23 protein-coding genes are annotated in these 23,477 nt (G+C 37.2%); 18 read left to right on the plus strand and 5 right to left on the minus strand.

The genetic code is table 11. From position 1 onward, the window contains the following. Position 1: 1 nt before the first annotated feature. Both ACN1CD_RS06990 and ACN1CD_RS06995 read right to left on the minus strand, forming a co-directional pair. On the minus strand, positions 2-2,431 hold the full coding sequence (locus ACN1CD_RS06990; protein ID WP_419129668.1) for a TonB-dependent siderophore receptor: 2,430 nt from the start codon (positions 2,429-2,431) through the stop codon (positions 2-4). A 274-nt stretch (positions 2,432-2,705) separates the two neighbouring features. Continuing rightward, on the minus strand, positions 2,706-3,407 hold the full coding sequence (locus ACN1CD_RS06995) for a DUF4397 domain-containing protein (protein ID WP_419129669.1): 702 nt from the start codon (positions 3,405-3,407) through the stop codon (positions 2,706-2,708). Between the two features lie 577 nt (positions 3,408-3,984). On the opposite strand from ACN1CD_RS06995, the gene ACN1CD_RS07000 reads away from it, so the two are divergent. The 17 genes from ACN1CD_RS07000 (at position 3,985) to ACN1CD_RS07080 (ending at position 18,537) form a co-directional block, all read left to right on the plus strand. Then, positions 3,985-4,686: a GNAT family N-acetyltransferase gene (locus tag ACN1CD_RS07000; protein WP_419129670.1), complete on the plus strand. Its 702-nt coding sequence runs from the start codon at positions 3,985-3,987 to the stop codon at positions 4,684-4,686. After that, positions 4,686-5,879, plus strand: a complete 1,194-nt coding sequence (gene argG, locus ACN1CD_RS07005; protein ID WP_419129671.1) for an argininosuccinate synthase — start codon at positions 4,686-4,688, stop codon at positions 5,877-5,879. The genes ACN1CD_RS07000 and argG overlap by 1 nt, the downstream gene beginning before the upstream one ends. Positions 5,880-6,023: 144 nt before the next feature. Next, the gene (gene argC, locus ACN1CD_RS07010; protein WP_419129672.1) at positions 6,024-7,049 is read left to right on the plus strand and encodes an N-acetyl-gamma-glutamyl-phosphate reductase; all 1,026 of its coding nucleotides are present in this window, start codon (positions 6,024-6,026) and stop codon (positions 7,047-7,049) included. A gap of 61 nt (positions 7,050-7,110) precedes the next feature. Next, on the plus strand, positions 7,111-7,479 hold the full coding sequence (locus tag ACN1CD_RS07015) for a four helix bundle protein (protein ID WP_419129673.1): 369 nt from the start codon (positions 7,111-7,113) through the stop codon (positions 7,477-7,479). Between the two features lie 47 nt (positions 7,480-7,526). Further along, positions 7,527-8,657, plus strand: coding sequence for an aspartate aminotransferase family protein (locus ACN1CD_RS07020; protein ID WP_419129674.1), 1,131 nt, complete (start codon positions 7,527-7,529; stop codon positions 8,655-8,657). 125 nt (positions 8,658-8,782) lie between these two features. Further along, positions 8,783-9,139 (plus strand): four helix bundle protein, encoded by a 357-nt coding sequence (locus ACN1CD_RS07025; protein ID WP_419129675.1) that lies wholly within the window; start codon positions 8,783-8,785, stop codon positions 9,137-9,139. A gap of 79 nt (positions 9,140-9,218) precedes the next feature. Beyond that, positions 9,219-10,190 carry an acetylornithine carbamoyltransferase gene (locus tag ACN1CD_RS07030; protein WP_419129676.1) on the plus strand — a complete coding sequence of 324 codons (972 nt, stop codon included), beginning with the start codon at positions 9,219-9,221 and terminating at the stop codon, positions 10,188-10,190. 117 nt (positions 10,191-10,307) lie between these two features. Beyond that, positions 10,308-11,396, plus strand: coding sequence for a PDDEXK nuclease domain-containing protein (locus tag ACN1CD_RS07035; RefSeq protein WP_419129677.1), 1,089 nt, complete (start codon positions 10,308-10,310; stop codon positions 11,394-11,396). Between the two features lie 84 nt (positions 11,397-11,480). After that, the gene (gene argB / locus ACN1CD_RS07040) at positions 11,481-12,311 is read left to right on the plus strand and encodes an acetylglutamate kinase (RefSeq protein ID WP_419129678.1); all 831 of its coding nucleotides are present in this window, start codon (positions 11,481-11,483) and stop codon (positions 12,309-12,311) included. A 157-nt stretch (positions 12,312-12,468) separates the two neighbouring features. Then, the gene (gene proC, locus ACN1CD_RS07045) at positions 12,469-13,278 is read left to right on the plus strand and encodes a pyrroline-5-carboxylate reductase (RefSeq protein WP_419129679.1); all 810 of its coding nucleotides are present in this window, start codon (positions 12,469-12,471) and stop codon (positions 13,276-13,278) included. A gap of 124 nt (positions 13,279-13,402) precedes the next feature. Then, a complete protein-coding gene (locus tag ACN1CD_RS07050) occupies positions 13,403-14,470 on the plus strand; it encodes a M20 family metallo-hydrolase (protein ID WP_419129680.1) in 1,068 nt (355 codons plus the stop codon). A 152-nt stretch (positions 14,471-14,622) separates the two neighbouring features. Continuing rightward, complete coding sequence (locus tag ACN1CD_RS07055; protein WP_419129681.1) at positions 14,623-14,844, plus strand: DUF433 domain-containing protein; 222 nt, start codon at positions 14,623-14,625, stop codon at positions 14,842-14,844. Further along, on the plus strand, positions 14,844-15,176 hold the full coding sequence (locus ACN1CD_RS07060; RefSeq protein ID WP_419129682.1) for a DUF5615 family PIN-like protein: 333 nt from the start codon (positions 14,844-14,846) through the stop codon (positions 15,174-15,176). The genes ACN1CD_RS07055 and ACN1CD_RS07060 overlap by 1 nt, the downstream gene beginning before the upstream one ends. A 140-nt stretch (positions 15,177-15,316) precedes the next feature. Beyond that, positions 15,317-16,648, plus strand: a complete 1,332-nt coding sequence (gene argH / locus ACN1CD_RS07065; RefSeq protein ID WP_419129684.1) for an argininosuccinate lyase — start codon at positions 15,317-15,319, stop codon at positions 16,646-16,648. Between the two features lie 20 nt (positions 16,649-16,668). Then, positions 16,669-16,857 carry a hypothetical protein gene (locus ACN1CD_RS07070; protein ID WP_057931806.1) on the plus strand — a complete coding sequence of 63 codons (189 nt, stop codon included), beginning with the start codon at positions 16,669-16,671 and terminating at the stop codon, positions 16,855-16,857. After that, complete coding sequence (locus ACN1CD_RS07075) at positions 16,857-17,189, plus strand: type II toxin-antitoxin system RelE/ParE family toxin (protein WP_419129686.1); 333 nt, start codon at positions 16,857-16,859, stop codon at positions 17,187-17,189. Before ACN1CD_RS07070 ends, ACN1CD_RS07075 begins: the two co-directional genes overlap by 1 nt. 94 nt (positions 17,190-17,283) lie before the next feature. Continuing rightward, complete coding sequence (locus ACN1CD_RS07080) at positions 17,284-18,537, plus strand: pyridoxal phosphate-dependent aminotransferase (RefSeq protein ID WP_419129687.1); 1,254 nt, start codon at positions 17,284-17,286, stop codon at positions 18,535-18,537. A gap of 181 nt (positions 18,538-18,718) precedes the next feature. Here the strand turns inward: ACN1CD_RS07080 and ACN1CD_RS07085 are convergent, their stop codons facing one another. The 3 genes from ACN1CD_RS07085 to ACN1CD_RS07095 all read right to left on the minus strand — a co-directional run bounded on the left by ACN1CD_RS07085 (position 18,719) and on the right by ACN1CD_RS07095 (position 22,031). Continuing rightward, positions 18,719-20,143 carry an RtcB family protein gene (locus ACN1CD_RS07085; RefSeq protein ID WP_419129688.1) on the minus strand — a complete coding sequence of 475 codons (1,425 nt, stop codon included), beginning with the start codon at positions 20,141-20,143 and terminating at the stop codon, positions 18,719-18,721. A 10-nt stretch (positions 20,144-20,153) separates the two neighbouring features. Further along, positions 20,154-20,714: a metallophosphoesterase gene (locus tag ACN1CD_RS07090; protein ID WP_419129690.1), complete on the minus strand. Its 561-nt coding sequence runs from the start codon at positions 20,712-20,714 to the stop codon at positions 20,154-20,156. A 219-nt stretch (positions 20,715-20,933) separates the two neighbouring features. Further along, the gene (locus ACN1CD_RS07095) at positions 20,934-22,031 is read right to left on the minus strand and encodes a slipin family protein (RefSeq protein ID WP_419129691.1); all 1,098 of its coding nucleotides are present in this window, start codon (positions 22,029-22,031) and stop codon (positions 20,934-20,936) included. Positions 22,032-22,895: 864 nt separating this feature from the next. On the opposite strand from ACN1CD_RS07095, the gene ACN1CD_RS07100 reads away from it, so the two are divergent. After that, positions 22,896-23,435: a hypothetical protein gene (locus ACN1CD_RS07100; protein WP_419129692.1), complete on the plus strand. Its 540-nt coding sequence runs from the start codon at positions 22,896-22,898 to the stop codon at positions 23,433-23,435. The last annotated feature ends 42 nt before the right edge of the window (positions 23,436-23,477 follow it).

The following is a 23,477-nucleotide window of genomic DNA, read 5'->3' on the forward strand; positions in this document are numbered from 1 at the left end:
TTTAAAATTTATAGGTGATGTTTGCTACGAAACTTCTGGGTGTTTGAGCTTCTACAGTTGTCCAGCCCTTATAATATCTAACATCGCTTAGGTTATCAACTTTCAAACCTATGCGGTAACGATTTTTATTATAGAAAGCGGTTGCATTTAATACCGTGTAGGCGGGTAAGGTAAAAATACCGGTAACCGAATTATTCGTGATCACGTTTTCACTTAAGTGATTTCCGCCGAAACCGAAACCCAGACCCTGTAGTTTACCCATTGTTAGCGTATAGCTTAGCCAAGCATTTACCATGTCTTCCGGACCAGCGCTAACAGGTCTTCTACCTTCAACACTAGGATCAGACTGTGTCATTTTACTATTGTTATGGCTATAACCAGCTACAAAGTTTAATCCCTGAATTGGGTTTGCATTTAGGCTTAACTCAAATCCTTTACTTAGTTGTGTTCCGTCTTGCACGTTAATATTATAGTTTACGCCGTCTCTAACGATCGCTTCCTGCCTGATCATGTTTTTCACATCAATGTTATAATAGCTAGCCGTAATGTTTAGTTTATTGTGGAATAAATCTGCCTTTACGCCACCTTCAAACTGATTTGCCTGCTGAGGTTTAAAAGTTCCGGAAACATCAGCTAATGGTTGAACTACGGGAGCCACATTTCTGAAACCATTCATGTAATTTCCAAAAATGGATACCTGATCTTTGATAATGCTGTATACCAGACCAAATTTCGGAGAGATGGCAGTTTGAAGGTAGTCGCCACTAACGGCTCCAGTTGCTTGGTTGTAGGTTCCTTTATTATCAAATCGATCTACACGCAAACTTAACATAGCCGATAATGCATCTGTAAAATTTAAAACATCCGAAGCATATGCGCTATATACTTTTGTTGCAGTATTGGTTTTTGAATTAGCTGTAAAGCCAGTGGGTGTGGTACTCGCAGCAATTTTAGCATCTACCTGATCTTTTGAGATATTGGTATAATTTGCGGGGTTACCAACAGAATTAACCAGATCATATAAAATATAAGGAGAATTACTGTTATTGGTGTTTTGATTGAGGTAATCTAAACCGATAACCATTCTATTTCTTAAACCAGCGATTTTAAAATCTCCAATAAAGTTCTGTTGAATATCTGCTGAAGTACTGGTAGAATTTTGAAGCGCCACATATCTCGACAGAACATCATCTGTTGTTCCTAAAAACATTACATATTGATAATTTCCTTTAGATTGACGGCTATTTTGAGAAAAGTTGGTTTGTGAAACCCACTCATCAGATAATTTATACGTTAACTGACCGTGAACATTTACAGTGGGCGTTGAAAAAGTTAAATCGTTACTGGTGTATGATTTGCCAAAGTCAAAATTCAATTCATCCGGCGTACGGGAAATAAGCTGCCTGCCTCTGTTTAAGAAAACCATTAATGGGTTTGTACCTTCGTAATTATAAAATTCTGCTCCTAAATTTAATTTTAACCTTTCATTTATTCTGTATTCTATGGCTGGGGCAAGGAAAGTGGTTTTTCCAAAACCTGCATCTTGCCAGCTATTTTGTTTGGTGTATGCGCCATTAATGCGTAACAATAAGTTCTTTGTTTTATTGATTGGCCCGTATACATCTGCAGTTAGTCTGTTTAAACCAAAACTTCCGGTGTTGTAGGAAAACGAACCACCTACGGTATCTAATGGTTTCTTGGTAACAACGTTAATTAAACCACCGAAATTAGTAATTGCCCCGCCGTACAATGTTCCTGATGGGCCTTTAATCACTTCAATTGTTTCGATATTGGAAGGATCCAAATCTCCATTAGTTAAGCCAGCTATACCATCGATTAAGGAAACCTGAGTTGTGAAACCACGTAAATTATAATAAGTTGCGCCATCGCCAGGACGACCAGTCGATGTCCAGGATTTATCTAAACCAGGAGTATTTCTTAAGGCATCATTGAAGTTAGTTACGATTTGTTCTTCCATTAATTCTTTAGAAATGGTGGTATAAACCTGAGGGTTCTCTAAATTTTTTAATGGTAACTTAGCAACATAGTTGCTTTCTTTAGTTGCGTATTTATTTCGTTTATTACTGCTGATGTTCACTTCTTTAAGCTGATCAGCATTTTCTTTTAATGTGAAATTAATGTTTAATATCTCGCCTGCAGATACGGTGATGTTCTTTTCTGATGAAATTAAACCAACACCTGAGGTACGAATAACATAAGTGCCCGGCTTAACCCGATCTAAGGTAAATGTTCCATCTTCAGCAGAAGTGCTTCCGATACCTTTACCTTTCAAGCCAACAGAGATAAATGCTGCAGGTTCGCCATCCGATGTGGTCACTTTACCTTTAATGGTTGATGTCTGTTGTGCAAAGGCGACGGAAGTAAAGAAAAGAAGAAGAGACACTAAACTCGAAAGTATAATTTTATTCATGCTAAATTTATTTGGATTAATTCTAAACAACCGCAAAATAACGGTAGAAAAAACTATAATCCAAATAATTTGTAATAATTCTAAATAAGGGGGTCAACAAAAAGCATTCGTATTTTTATTACTTGTTGATTATCAGGGGTTAATTCAAAATTTAATCAAAAGAATTTAACATTTGAGCCTAAACTAAATGGGTTTAGTAAATATGATGTGAATATTAGAAACAGGCGCTTTCTTTGTCTGTTTAGGCAGTAAAAACGCCTGTTTTATGAAAAATTTATTTAATCTGTAAAACTTGCACACTTAATGTTCTCTCCGTATCATTAGCTGGATTAACCAAACCTCCGGCAATAACGTCGTAATGATAGCCCGCAAGAAATGTGGTGCTTTCTGAAATGGCTTTAAGTATTCCCGTAGATGTTTCTTTTAAATCTAGCGTAAATGTTCCTGGGTCCACCGCGATAAATCCACTGGCTGTTTTAAAAGTTTTATTTGTCGTTATGCTGGTTGTTGCACTTGTTTTGGCCAGATCAAATGCTGGTGCATCTGGCGAAAGGTTAATCAATCTAACATATGCCTTATCTGTTGATGGAACAGCTAAATCATCGGTTACAGCCAGAATATCCAAATTGCCTGGCTTATTGATTAAATAAAAGGATTGATAAGTACTGGAACTAAGCGTGATTGTTTTGGTGAGCAAGCTTTCTGCAGTATTCTCGTAGGTGAACTTTAAAGAATAGGAGGCTGCATTTTGAGCAAGGTAGGCTGTTGAGCCAGCAAATGGTAATGCCGCGCTGTTGAGTACAGATCCATTTAGATACACATTATAGGTGCCCAATGTTGGTGCCGCATTAATTACTCTGAAATTTGATAGGGTAGAATCAACTGTTTCTTGTTTTTTACAAGCAGTAAGTCCGATTAATACTGATAAGGCAAAGAATGAATAGCATTTAAACTTTTTTAGGGTAAACATCATCATGAGTTTTGGTTTTTAATTATAAAATATGGTATCGGTGTAAACGACTATTAGTTGGTAATCGCTACAGCGCTACAAATATTGAATTTGCAATGATGATGAGGTGTTAAATGGTGTTAAGCTATGTTAAAGTTCGATATTCGTTTTTAACAATGTTAAATTACTGGTGCTGTTAATTTTTTTTAACATGCCCTGAGTGATATGCAGAAGCCATAAGAAAATAATCGCTTGAAAAATAATGGTCAGGATAGTTTAAAAAATTGTTACTATTTGATAAAAAAAACAGTTTATTATTGTGTAACTCAATTATTATTTAAACCTTTGCACCTCAATAGAGTTAAAGCCGTTTTTATACGCAAGAAATGATTAAACAATTTTTATATAAACTTTCTGTTTTTACAGCACAATTAGTGTCTGGAAAGAGTCTGTTTATTAATCGTTTTCAACCCGTATTTTACTATCCCACAAGCCGGCAAAATTTTACTCCACGTATTTAGTACTCCACTAAACGTAACGAGGAATTGATCCTCTCTAAAAACCCAATTAACAAGAATACTTATAATTTTTCGTTAGAAAACGAATGGATATTAACGAATTTATTGTGCAGGTTGCACTTCCTGAACATCGTGTATTTGCAGAAGAAATTGTAACCGAGATGGCCGAATCTGCTAAAGCACGGGGTACTGGTATTGCAAAGCGTTCTCCAGATTATGTTGCTGGTAAAATGATCGAAGGCAAGGCTGTAATCGCTTTCCATAAAGATGGTACATGGGCTGGCTTTTGCTATATCGAAACGTGGAGCCATGGTCAGTTTGTGGCCAACTCCGGATTAATCGTTTCGCCCAAGTTTAGAAAAGCAGGCTTGGCACATGCCATTAAAGAACGTGTTTTCGAACTTTCCAGAAGCTTATATCCTAAAGCAAAAATCTTTGGTTTAACCACAGGTTTAGCGGTGATGAAAATCAATTCTGATTTAGGATATGAACCCGTTACCTATTCTGAATTAACACAGGATGAAGAATTTTGGAAAGGTTGCCAAAGCTGTATAAACTTCGAGATTTTGAAAATGAAGGAGCGTAAAAACTGCATGTGCACCGCCATGCTTTATGATCCGGCCACTCAAAAGCATGATGCTGCAAAGAAGTTTGCTGAAGAATTACAAAAGAAACCTAAATTATACGAGCGCTTTATGCGCATTAAGCAACGTTTAGTTGTTAAGCCTAAACCAAGATCTGGTTTTAAGGCGTTGATGTTTTTATTTACCCTATTATTTAATAAATAATGAAGAAGAAAGTTGTTTTAGCCTTTAGCGGAGGTCTTGATACCTCATTTTGTTGCATTTACTTAGCACAAGATCGTGGATTGGAAGTTCATTCTGTAATTGTAAATACAGGTGGTTTTTCTGACGAAGAATTGCAGGAGATTGAGAAAAGAGCTTATGCTTTAGGTGTTGCATCTCACGCGGTGGTAGATGAAACTGAAAGTTATTATGATGAATGTATCAAATATTTAATTTTTGGTAACGTATTAAAAAATGCAACTTATCCACTTTCAGTAAGTGCTGAACGTGTAAGTCAGGCAACGGCTATTGCCAACTATGTTAAAAAGGTAGGGGCAGATTATGTGGCTCATGGAAGTACAGGTGCAGGAAATGACCAGGTACGTTTTGATATGATTTTTAATATCCTGATTCCTGGAGTAGAAATCATTACACCAATCAGAGATTTGAAATTATCCCGCGAAGCGGAAATAGAATATTTAGCCGAACATGGTGTAGAGTACAGCGCTGAAAAAGCCAGGTATTCTATTAATAAAGGTTTATGGGGAACTTCTGTAGGAGGAAAGGAAACTTTAACTTCTAACGAAACATTACCAGAAAGCGCATGGCCAACCCAGGTTTCGGAAACAGCAGCTCGTAAAATCGAATTAACTTTCGAAAAAGGCGAATTAGTGGCCATTGATGGCGAAACTTTGGAGCCAGTGAGAGCCATTCAAAAACTACAGGCGATTGCGCAACCTTATGGTATTGGTCGCGACATTCATGTTGGTGATACTATTATCGGTATTAAAGGTCGTGTGGGTTTCGAAGCGGCGGCGCCAGTACTAATTATCAAAGCACACCATACCTTAGAGAAACATACTTTAACAAAATGGCAGTTAAGCTGGAAAGAACAATTGTCTTCTTTCTATGGCAACTGGTTGCATGAAGGTCAGTTTCATGATCCAATTATGCGGAATATTGAGGCTTTCCTTGCAGACACGCAAAAATTTGTAAGTGGCAAAGTGTTTATCGAGCTATTGCCTTATCGTTTCCAGATTATTGGAATTGAATCCAACCACGATTTAATGAGCACCAAATTTGGTAGCTATGGTGAAATGAATAATGCCTGGAGCGGAGATGATGTAAAAGGTTTCTCAAAGATTTTTGGTAACCAGGTAATGATTTGGCATAAAGTAAACGGCGAAGAAGCTTAAAGGCTAAAGCGGAAAGCTACCTTCCTGCTTCGTCATTGCGAGGAGGCACGATGAAGCAATCCCTATAGAGTTGTCATCCTGAGCTTGTCGAAGAAATATAAAAATCTAATTTTCATATCCATCTATAATTGATTAGAACAGATAATGAGTAATAAAATTAAAGCAGGAATAATTGGTGGTGCAGGATATACAGGTGGCGAAATGCTCCGTATTCTGATTAATCACCCAAATGTGGAGATTGCTTTCGTAAATAGTACCAGCAATGCTGAGAATTTAATTTCTGATGTGCATACTGATTTGATTGGTGATACTGATTTAAGGTTTGTAAATGATATTTCGCAAGAGATTGATGTATTGTTTTTATGCGTTGGACATGGCGACGCGAAGAAATTCTTAGCTGCTAACCCGATTAACAATAATATTAAAATCATCGATTTATCTCAGGATTTTAGATTAACTGCAAATGCAAGTTTTTCGACTCCAGACTTAGGACTTCAGACTAAGGACTTCATTTACGGTTTACCCGAGATCAATCGCGATGCCATAAAATCTGCCAAAAATATTGCAAATCCAGGTTGTTTTGCAACCTGTATTCAGTTGGGCTTATTGCCTTTAGCTGCTAAAGGGTTGATTAATGAACAAGTTCATATCAATGCCACTACAGGTTCTACAGGTGCTGGCCAGGGCCTATCTACAACTTCTCATTTTAGTTGGCGAAACAATAATTTATCTATTTATAAGGCTTTCGAACACCAACATTTGAATGAGATTGGAGAAAGCTTATTGCAAGCGACTAAAGCCTCACTTTCTGAGGGAGGTTTGGAGGAGGCTTTAAATTTTATTCCTCAGCGTGGTGCTTTTACCAGAGGTATTTTAGCATCAATGTATTTAGAAAGCGATTTGACTTTAGAAGAGGCACAAACGATCTACGAAGAATATTACCGTTCGCATCCTTTTACACACGTAAGCCGGAAAAACATCGATTTAAAACAGGTAGTAAATACCAATAAAGCCCTGGTTTATTTAGAAAAGCACGGTAATAAATTATTTATCATCAGCATTATTGATAACCTGCTAAAAGGCGCCAGCGGACAAGCAGTTCAGAATATGAACTTAATGTTTGGGTTGGAGGAAATGGCAGGGTTGAGGCTGAAGGCGGCTTATTTCTAGGTTGAAGGATGGAAGGTAGAGGGTAAAAAGGTTTGGATGCAGACCTGCAAAATTTAAAAGTATGAGAGATTATCAAAAACTAGATGTTTGGAAAAAGGCTCACTTATTTACTTTACAAGTTTATAAGGAAATCTTACCTATCATGCCTACAGAAGAAAAATTTGCCCTAACCCAACAAATTCGGCGGGCCACCTATTCAATTCCCCTTAATATTGTAGAAGGAAGCGGTAGGCATACAGATAAAGATTTTGTAAGTTATCTTGATAATGCGCTTGGATCTACAAAAGAAGTAGAATATGCTTTTATACTTATTCGTGATTTAGCTTATATCAGTTTAGAACTTTACGAGCTTGTTAATAGAAGCATTAATGAAATTAAGGCGATGTTAATCGCATTTATTAAATTTTTAAGGGGCGGTGCAAAAGGTTAAGCTATTAACCTTTTACCTTTTCACCCTCCACCTTTAACCTCAAAAAAATGAATTTATTCGACGTTTACCCACTTAACGATATAGAAATTACAAAGGCATCAGGCAGCAATGTTTGGGATGCAAATGATCAAAAATATTTGGATTTATATGGCGGTCATGCGGTAATTTCCATTGGGCATACCAACCCACATTATGTAAATCGCTTAACTGACCAGTTAAATAAGGTTGGCTTTTACTCTAACTCGGTTAAAATTCCTTTGCAAACGCAATTGGCTGAAAAATTGGGTCAGGTTTCTGGCAAGAAAGATTACCAATTGTTTTTGGTAAATTCTGGCGCTGAAGCCAATGAAAATGCGTTAAAACTGGCATCATTTTACAATGGCAGAAAGAAAGTAATTGCTTTCACGGGCGCTTTCCACGGACGTACATCTTTAGCCGTTGCGGTAACCGATAATCCAAAAATTGTTGCGCCGGTTAACCAGACGGAGAATGTAATTTTCCTGCCGTTTAATAATGAAGTAGCTTTAGAAGAAACTTTCAAAGCACAGGGCAATGAAATTTCTGCAGTTATTATCGAAGGGATCCAGGGTGTGGGTGGAATTAAGGAAGCTTCGAAAAGCTTCTTGCAAAAAATCCGTTCCCTTTGTGATGAATACAATTCGGTTTACATTGCCGATTCAGTTCAATGCGGTTATGGCAGAACAGGTTTGTTTTACTCGCACGACTATGCAGGTGTTGAAGCAGATGTTTACACCATGGCAAAAGGAATGGGCAACGGATTCCCTATCGCTGGAATTTCGATCGCCCCTAAATTTAAGCCTTGGCATGGTGAGTTAGGTACCACTTTCGGTGGCAACCATTTGGCATGTGCTGCGGCTCTTGCAGTTTTAGAAATAATAGAACAGGAAGACCTGATGGAAAATGCGGAGCAAATTGGTAACTACCTGATCACTGAACTGAAGAAATTTGAGCAGGTGGTAGAAGTGCGTGGCCGTGGATTAATGATCGGTATAGAGCTACCAGCAGAACTCGCTCATGTTAAAAAAGAATTATTGTTTACACACCATATTTTCACAGGCGAAGCAAAACCGAATGTAATCCGTTTATTGCCAGCTTTGAATTTAACTAAGGCACATGCTGATGAGTTTTTGGCAGCATTTAAAAAAGTGATTAGTTAGCTGAAAGATTAAAGCTGAAAGCGCATGCAATTAGCTTATTTGATGACAAAATACTAAATTAGAAAATCCCTATTTCAATTAGAAAGGACCTTGGTCTTTCTGCTTAACCATTAAGCTTAAACGAAATGAGAGATTATCAAAAATTAGAAGTTTGGAAAAAAGCACATTTAATGGTGCTATTTATTTATTCGGATATACTTCCATTATTTCCGCCATCAGAAAAGTATGATTTGCATAGCCAAATTAAAAGAGCTGCATATTCTGTTCCCTTAAATATTGTTGAGGGAGCAGGGAGAAATTCAGATCGGGATTTTGCCCGGTTTTTGGATATGGCATTGGGTTCTTGCCATGAAGCTGAGTATGCATGCTTACTTGCGAAAGATTTAAGGTACTTAGGTGATGAAAAGTATCTGGAAATAAATATTAAAACAAATGAAGTTAAAGCAATGCTCATTGGCTTGCTGAAACGATTAAGAATGTAATTTAGTTAAAGATTGATAATGTTTTTTGCATTTGGCAGGAAGCTTTTAGCCTCAAGCTTTAACCTTTAAGCTTAACAAAATGAAACTTTTCTCTTCCGTACACGATGTTCCAAGCATCAAACAATTTGTAAATGATGCGCTAGAATTAAAGGCGAATCCTTATGCGCACCAAGATTTAGGTAAGAACAAAACCTTAGGTTTAGTTTTTATGAATCCGAGTTTACGCACCCGGTTAAGCACTCAAAAAGCAGCTTTAAACCTGGGAATGAATGTAATGGTAATGAATCTGGATAAGGAGGGCTGGGCTTTAGAAACTCAGGATGGTGTAGTGATGAATGGTTCCACTGTTGAGCATATTCGTGAAGCTGCGGCAGTGATGGGTCAATATTGTGATATTTTAGGCTTGCGTTCTTTTCCTAAGTTAATAGACCGTGAAGAAGATTATAGCGAAGATTTCTTTAACAAATTTGTAAAATATTGCGCCGTTCCGGTAGTGAGTTTGGAAAGTGCTACGCGTCACCCTTTGCAAAGTTTTGCAGATATTATTACCATTCACGAAACCTGGACGAATAAACCTGACGGTGTTAAACCAAAGGTGGTTTTGGCCTGGGCACCCCACGTGAAGGCGTTGCCACAAGCGGTTCCGAATTCTTTTGCAGAATGGATGTGTAAGGCACAGAACGAGGGAATGATCGATTTTACAATAGCACATCCGGAAGGATATGAATTATCAGAAGATTTTACGCCGGGTGCTGATATACAAAACAATATAGAAGAAGCTTTGGCTGGAGCTGATTATGTTTATGTAAAAAACTGGAGCAGTTATGAAGAATACGGAAAAGTTTTGTCTTACCCGGACGGATGGATGATGGATAATGAGAAGCTAAAATTTACCAATAATGCTAAAGTAATGCATTGTTTGCCTGTTCGCAGGGATTTGGAATTGTCTTCTGAGATTTTAGACGGGCCAAATTCACTGGTTATCCATGAAGCTGGAAATCGCTTATGGGCTGCACAAGCGGTAATTAAAGCAATGTTGGAGGATTTATAAAGCAGAAAGACTAAAAGCTAAAAGACCAAAGCTTTAAGCATTTTGCTTAACTTTATAAGTATCGATTTGTGTCCTCACAAAACGAAATTATTAATAAGAGTATTCCTTAATTTATAAATGGCTAAACCAGTAGAAAATACATCCATCGATTTTGAGCAAGTAGTTGTGCTCATTACTGAAGCCCGTAACAGGGTTTACAGTAAGGCTAATGCTGAATTGGTAATCTTGTATTTTAATATTGGAAAAATTGTTTCTGAAAAAGTCTCGGCAGGAAATTGGGGCGATGGAACGGTAAATGATTTAGCGGCTTACATCACTAAAAAACAGCCTTTGCTAAAAGGCTTCAATCGCCGTGGGCTTTATAGAATGAAACAATTTTATGAAGTCTATAGTGATCCGGAAATACTAAAATTAATTAATGTTGAACATGATAATCCAATTGTGTCAACACCGGTGACACAATTGGAAGGTGTTGATATTAAGTTAATTAAATTTGTGTCAACACTGTTGACACAAATTCCTTGGTCATCACATTTACATCTGTTGTCTAAAACAAAAAGGATCGAAGAAAGGCTATTTTATATATACCTGGCCATAAAAGAAAAGCTATCTGTAAGAGAACTCGAACGCCAACTAAATTCAGCTACTTTCGAGCGAACAATGCTCGGGAATAAATTTAGTACGGCAGTTACCTCAAAACTACCAGCAGGCATTTTTAAAGATCCTTACATTTTTGAATTTTTAGCATTACCCGAAATTCATTCTGAAAACGATTTGCAGCAAGCATTGATTAAAAATCTTCAAAACTTCATTTTAGAAATGGGCAAAGGCTTCACTTACATGGGAAGCGAATACAGACTGCAGGTTGGAAACAAAGACTATTATACCGATTTACTATTTTACCACCGCGATTTACAATGCATGGTTTTATTTGAATTGAAGATTGAAGAATTTCAACCCGAATTTCTTGGTAAACTAAATTTTTATCTTGAAGCCTTGGATCGTGATGTGAAAAGGCCACATGAAAATCCAAGTATTGGAGTTTTATTATGCAAAGGCAAGGATGAAGAAGTGGTGGAGTACGCGCTTTCGAGAAATATTTCTCCTGCGTTAATTGCCGACTATGAAACGAAGTTGATTGATAAAAAACTGCTAGCAGAAAAACTACACCAACTTTCTGAAATTTTTTATAGAAATGAAAATTAAAAATGGGTTGCGAGTTATAAGTTACGTGTTACTGGTCTAAGCACCAAAACCCATAACTCGCAATCCAAAACCCATAACTCAAATATGAAACAATTAACCATCATTAAAATCGGCGGGAATGTAATCGACAACTCTGAAAACCTACATCGGTTTTTATTGGATTTCACGGCTTTGCCTGGCGATAAAATTTTGGTGCATGGTGGTGGTAAAATCGCAACAGAACTTGGCGAAAGCTTGGGTGTTGAGGCCAAAATGGTTGAAGGTAGAAGAATTACGGATATTGAAACACTGCGCATCGTAACCATGGTTTACGCCGGGTTAATCAATAAAAATATGGTGGCCCAATTGCAGGCGAAAGGCAGTAATGCCATTGGTTTAACGGGTGCAGACGGAAATATTATTAAAGCAAAAAAACGCCCGATAAGTACCAAAACTTATGGTCCAGATGCTGGTCCTATGGCAGGTGCAGTTATTGATTACGGCTTTGTTGGTGATTTAGATGAGCATTCTGTTTCTTCGGGAACTTTAGATAGCTTGCTGAAGGTTGGATTGGTTCCTGTTTTATGTGCCATTACACATGACGGTGATACACAACTTTTAAATACCAATGCCGATACCATTGCTTCTTCAGTTGCTGTGGCGATGTCTGCTTTATATCAAACGCGTTTGGTATACTGCTTTGAGAAAAAAGGTGTGCTTATAGATGTCAATGATGATAATTCTGTTGTTAGGGAAATTAAAGCTGATGAATTTGAAGGATTAAAAGCCGATGGAACTGTGCAAGGTGGAATGATCCCAAAATTACATAATGCTTTTGAAGCGATTAAAAAAGGAGTCTCTGCTGTTTATATAGGCAAAGCTGATGAATTGGCAGAACTTGAAAGTGGAATTTTTGGAACAAAGATGCTTAAATAAGGTGAAGGCAAAAGGTGAAGGGTAGGAAGGTTGAAGGTTTTTAATATAATGCTTAAAAAAATTAACTACCGGGATACGAAGAAATAAAAGTTGACTTGGTCTTTTCAATAAAACATCAATCTGTTTAATCAAACCGAAGGAAATTAAAACGAATCACATGAAAAAAATAGCCATAATAGGAAGCGGAAACATCGGATTATCTTTAGCAAAAGGACTGGTAAAGGCCAACTTCGCTCAAGCAGCTGATATTACGTTAACCCGTAGAAATATCGATCATTTAAAATCCTTTGCTGATATTGGATTTGTAGTGAGCAATAATAATAAACAAGCGGTTGCCGATGCTGATGTTGTGATTTTAGCCGTGTTGCCTCAGCAATTAAATACAGTTTTAGATGAGATTCATGCTTCTGTAGACCCAGCTAAACACTTGGTAATTTCGGTAATTTCTGGGGTAAGCTGCGCTGCGGTTCGGGAAAAGCTTGGTGATAATGTAGAGGTAATGCGTGTGATGCCGAATACAGCCATCGCCATTGGGCAATCGATGACTTGTATAGCAAGTGATAATGCATCTGATGAAAACATTGCTGATGTGACCAGGATGTTTGAAACGGTGGGCTCTGTGGTAAAAATAAACGAAGATTTAATGACTTCCGCAACGGCACTGTGCGCTTGTGGTATTGCCTTCTTTTTAAGAGCAATCCGTGCAGCCTCTCAAGGTGGTGTTGAAATTGGTTTCCATGCAGATGAAGCGTTGAAAATGGCAGTTCAAACGGCAAAGGGCGCAGCCGATTTACTTTTATTGCATGGCACACACCCGGAATCAGAAATAGATAAGGTAACTTCGCCGAAAGGTTGCACCATTGCCGGTTTAAACGAAATGGAACATAATGGTTTTAGTTCATCTTTAATAAAGGGCATTAAACTTTCGGCTTTAAAAGCCGGGAATTTGTATACCAAAGAAGGCTAAAACGGATGTAAAATGGTTAAGGTAAGATGGATGATATACCTGGCCACAATTTAAAAAGGTTGAAAGGGATATAGCAAAGGGCTTAGGCTCAAATCTTGATACTTGATACTAACAACTCGATACTATGTCATTAGAAAATATACAAAAAGAAAGTCTGGATTTATTGCGTCAGTTGATTCGCATCCAATCTTTTAGCAAGGAAGAAGATAGAACAGCGAATTTAATCGCCCAGTTTTTGGAGGAGAGAGGAGTTAAGACTCAACGCAAAATGAACAACGTTTGGGCTTACAACAAATACTTCGATACCACTAAACCAACATTGCTTTTAAACTCACATCACGATACGGTTAAGCCAAATTCTGGTTACACACGCGATCCATACGATGCTGCCATTGAAGGCGATAAACTTTTTGGCTTGGGCAGTAACGATGCTGGCGGTTGCCTGGTTTCGTTAATTGGTGCGTTTTTGTATTATTACGAACAAGAAAATTTAAAATATAACATCTGTTTGGCCGCTACTGTGGAAGAAGAAATTTCAGGTAACAATGGTTTAGAATTGGTACTGCCAGATTTAGGAGAACTGGAATTTGGAATCGTTGGTGAGCCAACCGAAATGCATTTAGCCATTGCAGAACGGGGATTATTAGTGATCGATTGTGTCTCTCATGGCAAGGCTGGTCATGCAGCCAGGGAAGAGGGCGAAAATGCCATTTATAAAGCTTTGAAAGACATTGAATGGTTCAGGAATTATCAGTTTCCAAAAGTATCAGAAGTTTTCGGCCCGCTTAAAATGACGGTGACGATTATCAATGCAGGTTCTCAGCATAACGTAGTGCCTGCAAACTGTACTTTTACCGTTGATGTTCGCGTTACCGATGCTTACACCAATGAAGAAGTATTAGAAATTATTCGTGCTAATGTAGATTGTGATGTTACACCGCGTTCCATCCGTTTGAAACCATCATCAATTGATAAAAACCATCCGGTGGTTCAGGCTGGAGTTGCACTAGGCAAAACTACTTATGGTTCTCCAACTACTTCAGATCAAGCTTTATTGGATATTCCATCTGTGAAATGTGGCCCTGGGTTCTCTGGTCGTTCTCACATGGCAGATGAATTTTTATATGTAAGAGAAGTTGCTGAAGGGATAGAAGGATATATAAATATGTTAAAGCCAGTGATTGAAGGTTGAGGGTTTTAATGTTAAAGGCTTAAGGTTTGGATGCCTAGCTAGGATGTCTTTATATTTCTTAAACGATTCAAAAATCTTTGTGTGCGCTGTGAGAAACTCGGTGGGTCCTACAGTTAAATTAAAGTTCTTGTAATATTGTTTATCTTTACGTTATGAAAACTTATTCTGAGTTCATAGAGATTAATGCAAATAAACGTTTTGGTAAGCCTTGCATAAAGGGAACCAGAATAGCAGTTTACGATGTTTTAGGATGGCTGGCGAATGGAATGACTATGCAAAGCATATTAGATGATTTTCCTGAAATAACTGAAGAAGAAATTTTATCCTGTCTTGCTTATTCGGCAGATAGGGAACATAAAATAAGAGTGGCCTAGTGAAACTATTATTTGATCAAAATATCTCTCACAGAATCATAAAACTTTTGGAGGCCGATTTCCTGGCTTGTGACCAAATCAGACGGTTGAAATTAGAAAATAAATCTGACAAGGAAATCTGGACTTTTGCAGGTCAAAATAATTTTGTTGTAGTTACTTTTGATGCAGATTTCTATGAATTTTCAAATCTATATGGACATCCACCTAAAATAATATGGTTACGTGTTGGAAATAATACGACATATGAAATTGCGGAAGTATTGATAATGAAAAAACAATTAATAAATGATTTTATTGAACAAGATGAGTTTTCTTGTTTGGAAATACAGTAAGCAAATACATCTTATTGATGTAATAGTAATAGCCTTTGTGTGCTCTATGAAAAACTAGGTGAACTCTGTAGTTAAATGATAAAATAGCTTTGTGTACTTTGCGAAAACTTAGCGCTCTTTGCGGTTAAATAAAAATTAGTATGAAGATTTGGCAGAAAAATATAGATGTAAATAGATTTGTAGAAACCTTTACAGTTGGTAAAGACCGTGAACTGGATTTACAAATGGCGAAATTTGATGTGTTGGGCTCTCTGGCACATACCCAAATGCTGGAATCCATTAGTTTATTGACAGCAGATGAATTAAAGACCGTTCAACAAGAGCTTAAAAATATCTATGCTGAAATTGAGGCCGGAGATTTTACGATCGACAATTCCGTTGAAGATGTGCACTCGCAAGTGGAGTGGTTATTGACCCAGCGCATTGGCGAAGCTGGTAAGAAAATCCATAGTGGTCGTTCACGTAATGATCAGGTTTTGGTCGATTTAAAATTATTTTTCCGTGCTTGCATCGAGGATATGGTGAATCAAACATCAACGTTATTTAACCAGCTTATCGAGTTAAGTAATACACACCAAGATAAGTTGATGCCAGGTTACACGCACTTGCAGATTGCAATGCCTTCATCCTTTGGCTTGTGGTTTGGTGCTTATGCCGAAAGCCTCGCTGATGATTTAGAGTTAATGCTTGCAGCCTGGAAAATCACCAATAAAAATCCTTTAGGTTCTGCGGCGGGTTATGGTTCTTCCTTCCCATTAAACAGAACATTAACGACCGAATTATTAGGTTTTGAAAGCTTAAACTACAATGTGGTTTATGCACAAATGGGTCGTGGAAAAACAGAAAGAATCCTGGCTCAGGCAATGAGTGCAGTGGCAGCAACTTTGGCTAAAATGGCCATGGACGTGTGCTTATTCATCAATCAGAATTTTGGTTTTATCAGCTTCCCGGCAGAATTGACCACAGGCTCGAGCATTATGCCGCATAAGAAAAATCCTGATGTTTTTGAGTTGATCCGTTCACGCTGCAATAAAATTCAGGCTTTACCGAATGAAATTGCCATGATGATTACCAATCTTCCATCAGGATATCATAGAGATTTGCAGTTGTTAAAGGAAAATCTTTTCCCTGCAATTACTTCGTTAAACGAATGTTTGGAGATTGCCACTTTTATGTTTCAGAACATTACGATCAAAGATGATATTTTGAAGGATAAAAAATATGATTACTTGTTTAGTGTAGAGGTAGTAAACGATTTGGCTTTGCAAGGTGTTCCATTTAGAGAAGCTTATAAAATTGTTGGCGAACAGATAGAAAATGGTACTTTTGCGCCTTCTGGCCAAATACATCATACACACGAGGGGAGCATCGGTAACCTTTGTAACGAGCAAATTTCTGCAGCAATGCACGATATTTTGTCTCAATTTGGTTTCGGAAAAGTGAATAAAGCGATTGAAGATTTGGTTAAATAAATTTTCCTAAATTTGTAATTATGACAACTTTGACAATAGAAATTAAGGATAAAGATGCAGGTTTTGTAAAAGAATTCCTTAGCAAAATTGGTGCAAAAGTTAAATCAGAACCAACAAGCCAGATAACTTCTGAAATTGCTCAGGCTTTAAAAGAGATTAAGGAAATGCAGCAAGGAAAACGGAAGCCTTTGAGTTTAAAAGATATTTAATGGTTAATGAGGTTATTTATTCAGACACTTTTATCAAGAAAGCCAAGGTCTATAAAAAGAAATATCTTTCCTTAGTAGAGGATCTTTATGAACTCGAAGAAAAACTTCTTGAAAATCCGCAGCAAGGTAATGATCTAGGTGCAGGTTTATATAAAATTAGACTTGCTGTAAAAAGCAAAGGGAAAGGTAAAAGTGGAGGATTTAGGATAATAATTTATTTAGTTTCAAATACTCCTGATGGTACAATTATCAATATGTTGACTCTTTACGATAAATCAGAAGAAAGTAGTATTGATAAAAAAGAACTTCAAAAAATAATTAAAGCATTATAAATCTGCTAATATTAGCATTCAATATAAAGGTTAAACCATTATGATTTTCTCTATAGGAATCGTGATAGCTTGATCACCATAAAAATAAAAACAGATGAAAGTTTCAGTATTAGCCAGTGCATTAATTGGCTCAGAAATTATAAAAATTGGTAACGAAGTTAACGAAATGAAGCGCAAAGGTGCTTCTATCGCTAATTTAACCATAGGTGACTTTGATGCAAATATCTACCCGATTCCAACCGAATTAAAAGCTGGAATTGTTGATGCATATAATGCTAATCAAACCAATTACCCTCCTGCTGATGGTGTTCTTGCCTTAAGGGAAACAGTTTCTGAATTATTGAAAGATAGATTCGGACTGGAATATAACACCAATAGTATTTTAGTTTCCGGTGGCTCACGTCCTTTGATTTATGCTGCTTATTTAGCATTAATTGATCCGGGAGACACTGTTGTATTTCCTGCTCCATCATGGAATAACAATCACTACTGTCACCTTACTTCTGCAAAAGCGGTTGCAGTAGAAACAGATGCAGCACATAATTTTATGCCAACAGCTGCCCAGTTGAAACCTCATTTAAAAGGTGCAACTTTATTAGCACTTTGTTCTCCATTAAATCCAACAGGAACCATGTTTGATGCAGATGCTTTAGCTGAGATTTGCGATGTGGTTTTAGCTGAAAATGCATCCCGCGGAGCGGATGAAAAACCATTGTATTTAATGTACGATCAGATCTATTCACTCCTTACTTTTGGGAAAGAGCATGTAAATCCAGTTTCATTGCGCCCTGCTATGCGTGAATTTACCATTTTCGTAGATGGAAGTTCAAAGTGTTTAGCAGCAACTGGTGTACGTGTAGGATGGGGTTTTGGTCCAGAAGATATCTTAAATAGAATGAAGGCCCTGGTTGGTCACATGGGTGCATGGGCGCCAAAAGCCGAGCAGGTAGCAATGTCAAACTATTTTAACAACAAAATTCAGGTAGACACTTTTTTAACCAGCTTTAAAGGCCAGATTAAAGATAGCTTGAATGCACTTTATCATGGTTTTAACGAATTAAAAAGTGAAGGTTTTAATGTAGAGGCAGTTGAGCCAATGGGTGCCATTTATTTAACCATTAAAATCGATTACATCGGAAAAACTACTGAAGATGGTCAGTTGCTAAAAGATAGCGCTGATGTAAACTTCTACCTGATTAAAGAAGCCGGAGCTGCATTGGTGCCATTTTCTGCTTTCGGAAATGAAGATAGTATGCCTTGGTTCAGGGCTTCAGTTGGTGCTTGTACTTTACAGGATATTAAAGACATGTTGCCAAGGATTAAAGTGGCTTTGAGTAAGTTAAAATAAGGATTATAAGCATATAAGAAACCCTCTTCAGTTAATTTTGAAGAGGGTTTTTTGATTTGATCGTCATGCTGAATTTATTTCAGCATCTTTCTTGCAAGATAGACCCTGAAATAAATTCAGTGTGACTATTGACTTTAGACTAAGGACTCAAGACTCCCAACTAAAAACTCTGAACTCCAAACTAATCCTCCCTGCTTCCATCATCAGCCATTCTCACCATTTTAGGCTCAAATTTGGCTATTACATCAACCAGTTCAGTTTGTGCTGCCATCACTTTGTTGATGTCTTTGTAGGCCATCGGCGCTTCATCTAAACCTGCTCCGATTAAAGTGACATTATGGTCTTTTAAAATGGCTTTCATATCCGATTTAGTAATCGATTGAATCGCTTTTGTTCGACTCATTTGTCTACCCGCACCATGTGATGCAGAATTGATCGCACTTACTTCACCTTTTCCTCTAACCAGAAATCCGGGTGCTGTCATACTTCCTGGGATAATTCCCATTATGCCTTTATCAGCTGGTGTAGCACCTTTTCGGTGAACAATTACTTCTTCGCCATCAAACATTTCTTTCCAGGCAAAATTATGATGGTTTTCTACCCTGGCCAAAACTTTAGCCCCAATGGCTTTGGTTAATCTTTTATGAATCACTTCATGGCAAGCCGAGGCATAATCGCCTGCTAAGTTCATGGCAATCCAATATTCGTGCCCTTCAGCAGAGTTTAAATCCAGATAGGCCAGGTTTGCCGCCTCTTTTGGGAGCTTACAAAGCTCTTTCGCCAGTTTGGTATAATGACCAGCTATGGTTGCGCCCATCCCACGTGAACCAGAGTGGGTAAGCAATGCTACATAACGGCCTTTATCAATATTTAAAATTTCATCACGTTCTGCAAAATCGATAATTCCCCATTCTACAAAGTGGTTCCCACCGCCCGAGGTTCCCAATTGCGCCCATGCCTTTCCATGTAAGTTTTTAAGAAATGGAGTGGAGTTAAAAGCTTCGCTTTCTAAAATTTCGTGATTTGCTCTTTCATCTCCTTTAAAGTTTTGTCCTGCGCCAAATTTGGTAAAGGCTATTAATTCGCGTTTGTACATCGCATCTTTCCCAAAATAATGTTTCTCCGGAATATCGAAAATACTCAAAGCCATCCTGCAACCAATATCAACGCCAACTCCATAAGGAATAATCGCATTTCTGGTAGCCAAAACACCGCCTATTGGTAGGCCATAACCTTGATGGGCATCTGGCATTAATGCACCAGCTATTGAAACTGGTAGTTTCATGGCGATATCCATTTGGTTTCTGGCACCTTCTTCAATATAATCTGCACCAAAAATTGAATAGGCTTTAGCATTGTTGATCAGTTCGATGGTTCCGTCTGATTTTGGATTTGCTTCCTCAATCACAGCCGTTGCCAGTACACTTAATACTTCGTCATCCAAAAAACTTTCTGGGTAATCTTTTACTTTTTTTAATAAGGCCAATAATTCTTTTTCTTCAATATCCGCGAAATTTTCTTTCAGGATATTTATAGCCATACCTACTATTTTCCCTTCGGAATAACCTATTTCGATCAGGGTTTTACCTGTTATGTTGTTGTTCATTTTTAAAATTCTATTTATCTCTAGGACCAAACGGAGGTGTCCATTTTTTTTGCATCATTATCTTTTTTACATCGTCGTATGATAATGGATAAAAGTTGTGATTGTCTACACCAACATCAAACGACAGTGATGTTTCATCATCTTTTAGACTTCCATGAGAGTGTCCGTACAAATGCCAAGTTCCGTGATGACTTGCATTCCAGACTTTCATTGCATAATGGAACAATACTATAAGTTTTGGCCCTTTTTGGTCATTAACTTTCAATTCGTAATAGTCTTTTATCCATTCAAAGCAATCAACACATTCTAGTGCTGAACTTTCATGATTTCCTTTTATTAGATAGATTTTTCCATTTAGTTGTTTTCTTAATTGTCGGGTTTTACTAGCCGAAGCTAAGGCAAAATCTCCTAGGTGGTAGACATCATCATTTTTTCCAACCTTTTCGTTCCACCGATTTATCATCTCTTGATTCATTTCTTCAACATCTGAAAAAGGTCGATTCGTAAATCTGATAATATTCTTGTGTCCAAAATGGTTATCGGATGTAAACCATATTTTATTTGTATTCATATTCTATTTTATAAGTAAAAAGGCTTTTACCCTAGTTACTAATTTTCTAATCAATCCCCGGCAGGAAATATTCACCTGTCCGAGGGGTTTCTAAATTTAATTCATTTTAATTAATATCTTACCCTTATGCCCGTCTCTATGAGGTGCGAAGCAATCTTAAAGCGGTATTTTGATGCCTAGCTATAGTAGTAAGACTGCTTCGTGTCTCGCAGTGACGAATTATTTTACGAAGATTTGCTTCAATTGGTCTACAATTTGTCCGCTGCCCGATAAGCTGATGTTATTGATTTTTTCCGCGATCTTCTCTACGTATTCCATCTCCTTCAACTTATACAACATGATGTTATCTTCCATCAACTTGGCTGTATTTAACAAACTTCTGGTCGAGGCCGTTTCTTCTCTTCGGGTAATGATATTGGCTTGCGCTCTTTTTTCGGCAACTAAAACCTGGTTCATAATTTCCTTAACATCACCTGGTAAAACAATGTCTTTAACACCACAGTTCGTTAATTTTACGCCCAGGTTTTCAACCTTATCCAAGGTGATGGCCATTACCATTTCAGCAATTTTTTCCTTGCTTTCCATCAATTCATCAAAACTCATTAAGCCAATGCTTTCTCTTAATGCCAATTGCATGGTGATATACAATTGCTTCTCAAATTCCTTATTCTCCAATAATGCTTTGATGATGTCATCAACCTTATATTGTATGCTGAAGTTTACCCTTAATTGTGCTTTATCTTTGGTTAAGATTTCTTGTCCGATAATCTCCATATTCAATTGTCTCATGTTTGTTTTTAAAACACTAATTGTAATGGCGTTTTTCCAGTACAAATAGTTCCCTGCATCCACTATTTTTTCAAATTTTCCATCGATAAATAACAATGCCTTCTCGTATGATTCTACTTTGTAAGCCCTGATATAATTTACTAATGGTGCTTTGTCTAATAAGTTTCTATCAATATGGGCATCTATTTCAATGTTGCTAATATTTACTTTTTCGAAGGTGTAAGTTGATAAACCTTTCCAAATGGCATGTGTACCTGAGGTTAATACACTTTTAAAATTATTATTTCTGTAAACCAAAGCCAACTCGTTATCAGCTACTTCTACAACATGCACTAAGTTTACAAAGTCGTTGTTCATTAACAAAACCTCTAACTCTGCAATGGTGAAGAAATACTCCTTTCCCATGTCGTATACGGTAATGTCTTCGCCAAAACCTAACCAGTAAGTTCCTGCAGTTAATACGTTTTTTAATTTTCCTTTTTTAAACACCAATCCAACATCATTGGTGTTAATGGTTACTCTTTTCATGTTTTCTGGAGTTAAAATTTATTTAAATAATTATTTACTTTTTAATAGCGTTGCGGAAACACATTTACCTGTTTCTGCGGAAGTAAAAGTTTATCAAGCTTGTTTAAAAAATGAAATCAGATCTTTTTATTCTGGTGTATGCACCTAAGCCCATTTTCCCCCTTTCAATTATCTTATTTGATTTTTAAATCTTTTCTTGCTGCGCCGATGCTTACTGAGCAAAACACAGATTTGCTTTTTGGATTACTAAAAATCCTGAAGCCAAATGCGATTGCGCAACGCTGGTTTGAGAAATTTAAAGTATCTCTTCTTTTAAGATGGAACCTAAATCCATTGCATTACCATTTTGCTACTCCAAGTGATATTTGGAAGCAGGATTCGAACCTGCATATTTGGTTGTTACTCTAACCCCCTGAGCTACTCCGAAATTTCGGAAGTGGGATTCGAACCCACGACTCACAACGTGACTAGACAATCTATCATCATCTCTATCAGTATATTCTGTGCAAGAGCACGAACACTTTGGGGCTATTTCGAAACCCACAAATTTGGATAGGATTAATTTAGTGTTGCCATCCCTTTCGGGATTTCTTATATATCATATTTATATTTCTCAAAGAACTTATCGACTGGCGACATTACAAAGATGCCACCACCACTACGCGGCCGATTTGCGTTGTGGAAATTATTCTGCGATAAAATTATTAAGTGATTGATAGTTAGGTTAATAATTTTAATTTTTTCTTGAAATCATCTCTTTTTATCATCAATTGCGCAATTGTATTGCGTAGATGATAAATGCTTTGCTATATTTAGTTAAGCTTTTCGATCAGATTTTTAGCTTGCAACTCAAATTGATTAAAAATGGCAGTAAATAAATTAGCGCTTATCAGATATAAAACCATTGATGATTGCCTTAAAAACAGATTTCGCAAGTGGACATTAGATGATATCATCGAAAAGGTGTCTGCCACGCTTTATGAGTTGGAAGGAATAACATCAGGCGTAAGCAAAAGAACTATCCAGGCAGATATTCAACTGATGAGGAGTGATAAACTAGGGTACAATGCACCGATTGTGGTTAAGGATAAACGCTTTTATGCTTATGAAAACCCCAGTTTCAGCATTACCAAAGCGCCGATCAATAACGCCGATGTAGATAAAATGAAAGAGATTGTTGGTGTATTAAAACAGTTTAATGCCTTCAATTATTTCGATGAAATGAGCGATATGATTGCCCGTTTGGAGAATAATCTTAACAAATCGACCAAACAAAGTGGTAACCACATTCAACTGGAAAGCAATAAACTGGTGAAAGGCCTGGAGTGTATTCCGTCTTTATATCAGGCGGTTTTAAATAAAAGATCATTACTGATCGAATATAAATCTTTTAAGGCGCAGTAGGCACAGCAAGGCATTTATTATCCTTATCTATTAAAGGAATAT

Origin of the sequence: Pedobacter sp. N23S346 (assembly GCF_048515415.1) — a bacterium.
In the GTDB taxonomy this organism is placed as follows: Bacteria; Bacteroidota; Bacteroidia; order Sphingobacteriales; family Sphingobacteriaceae; genus Pedobacter.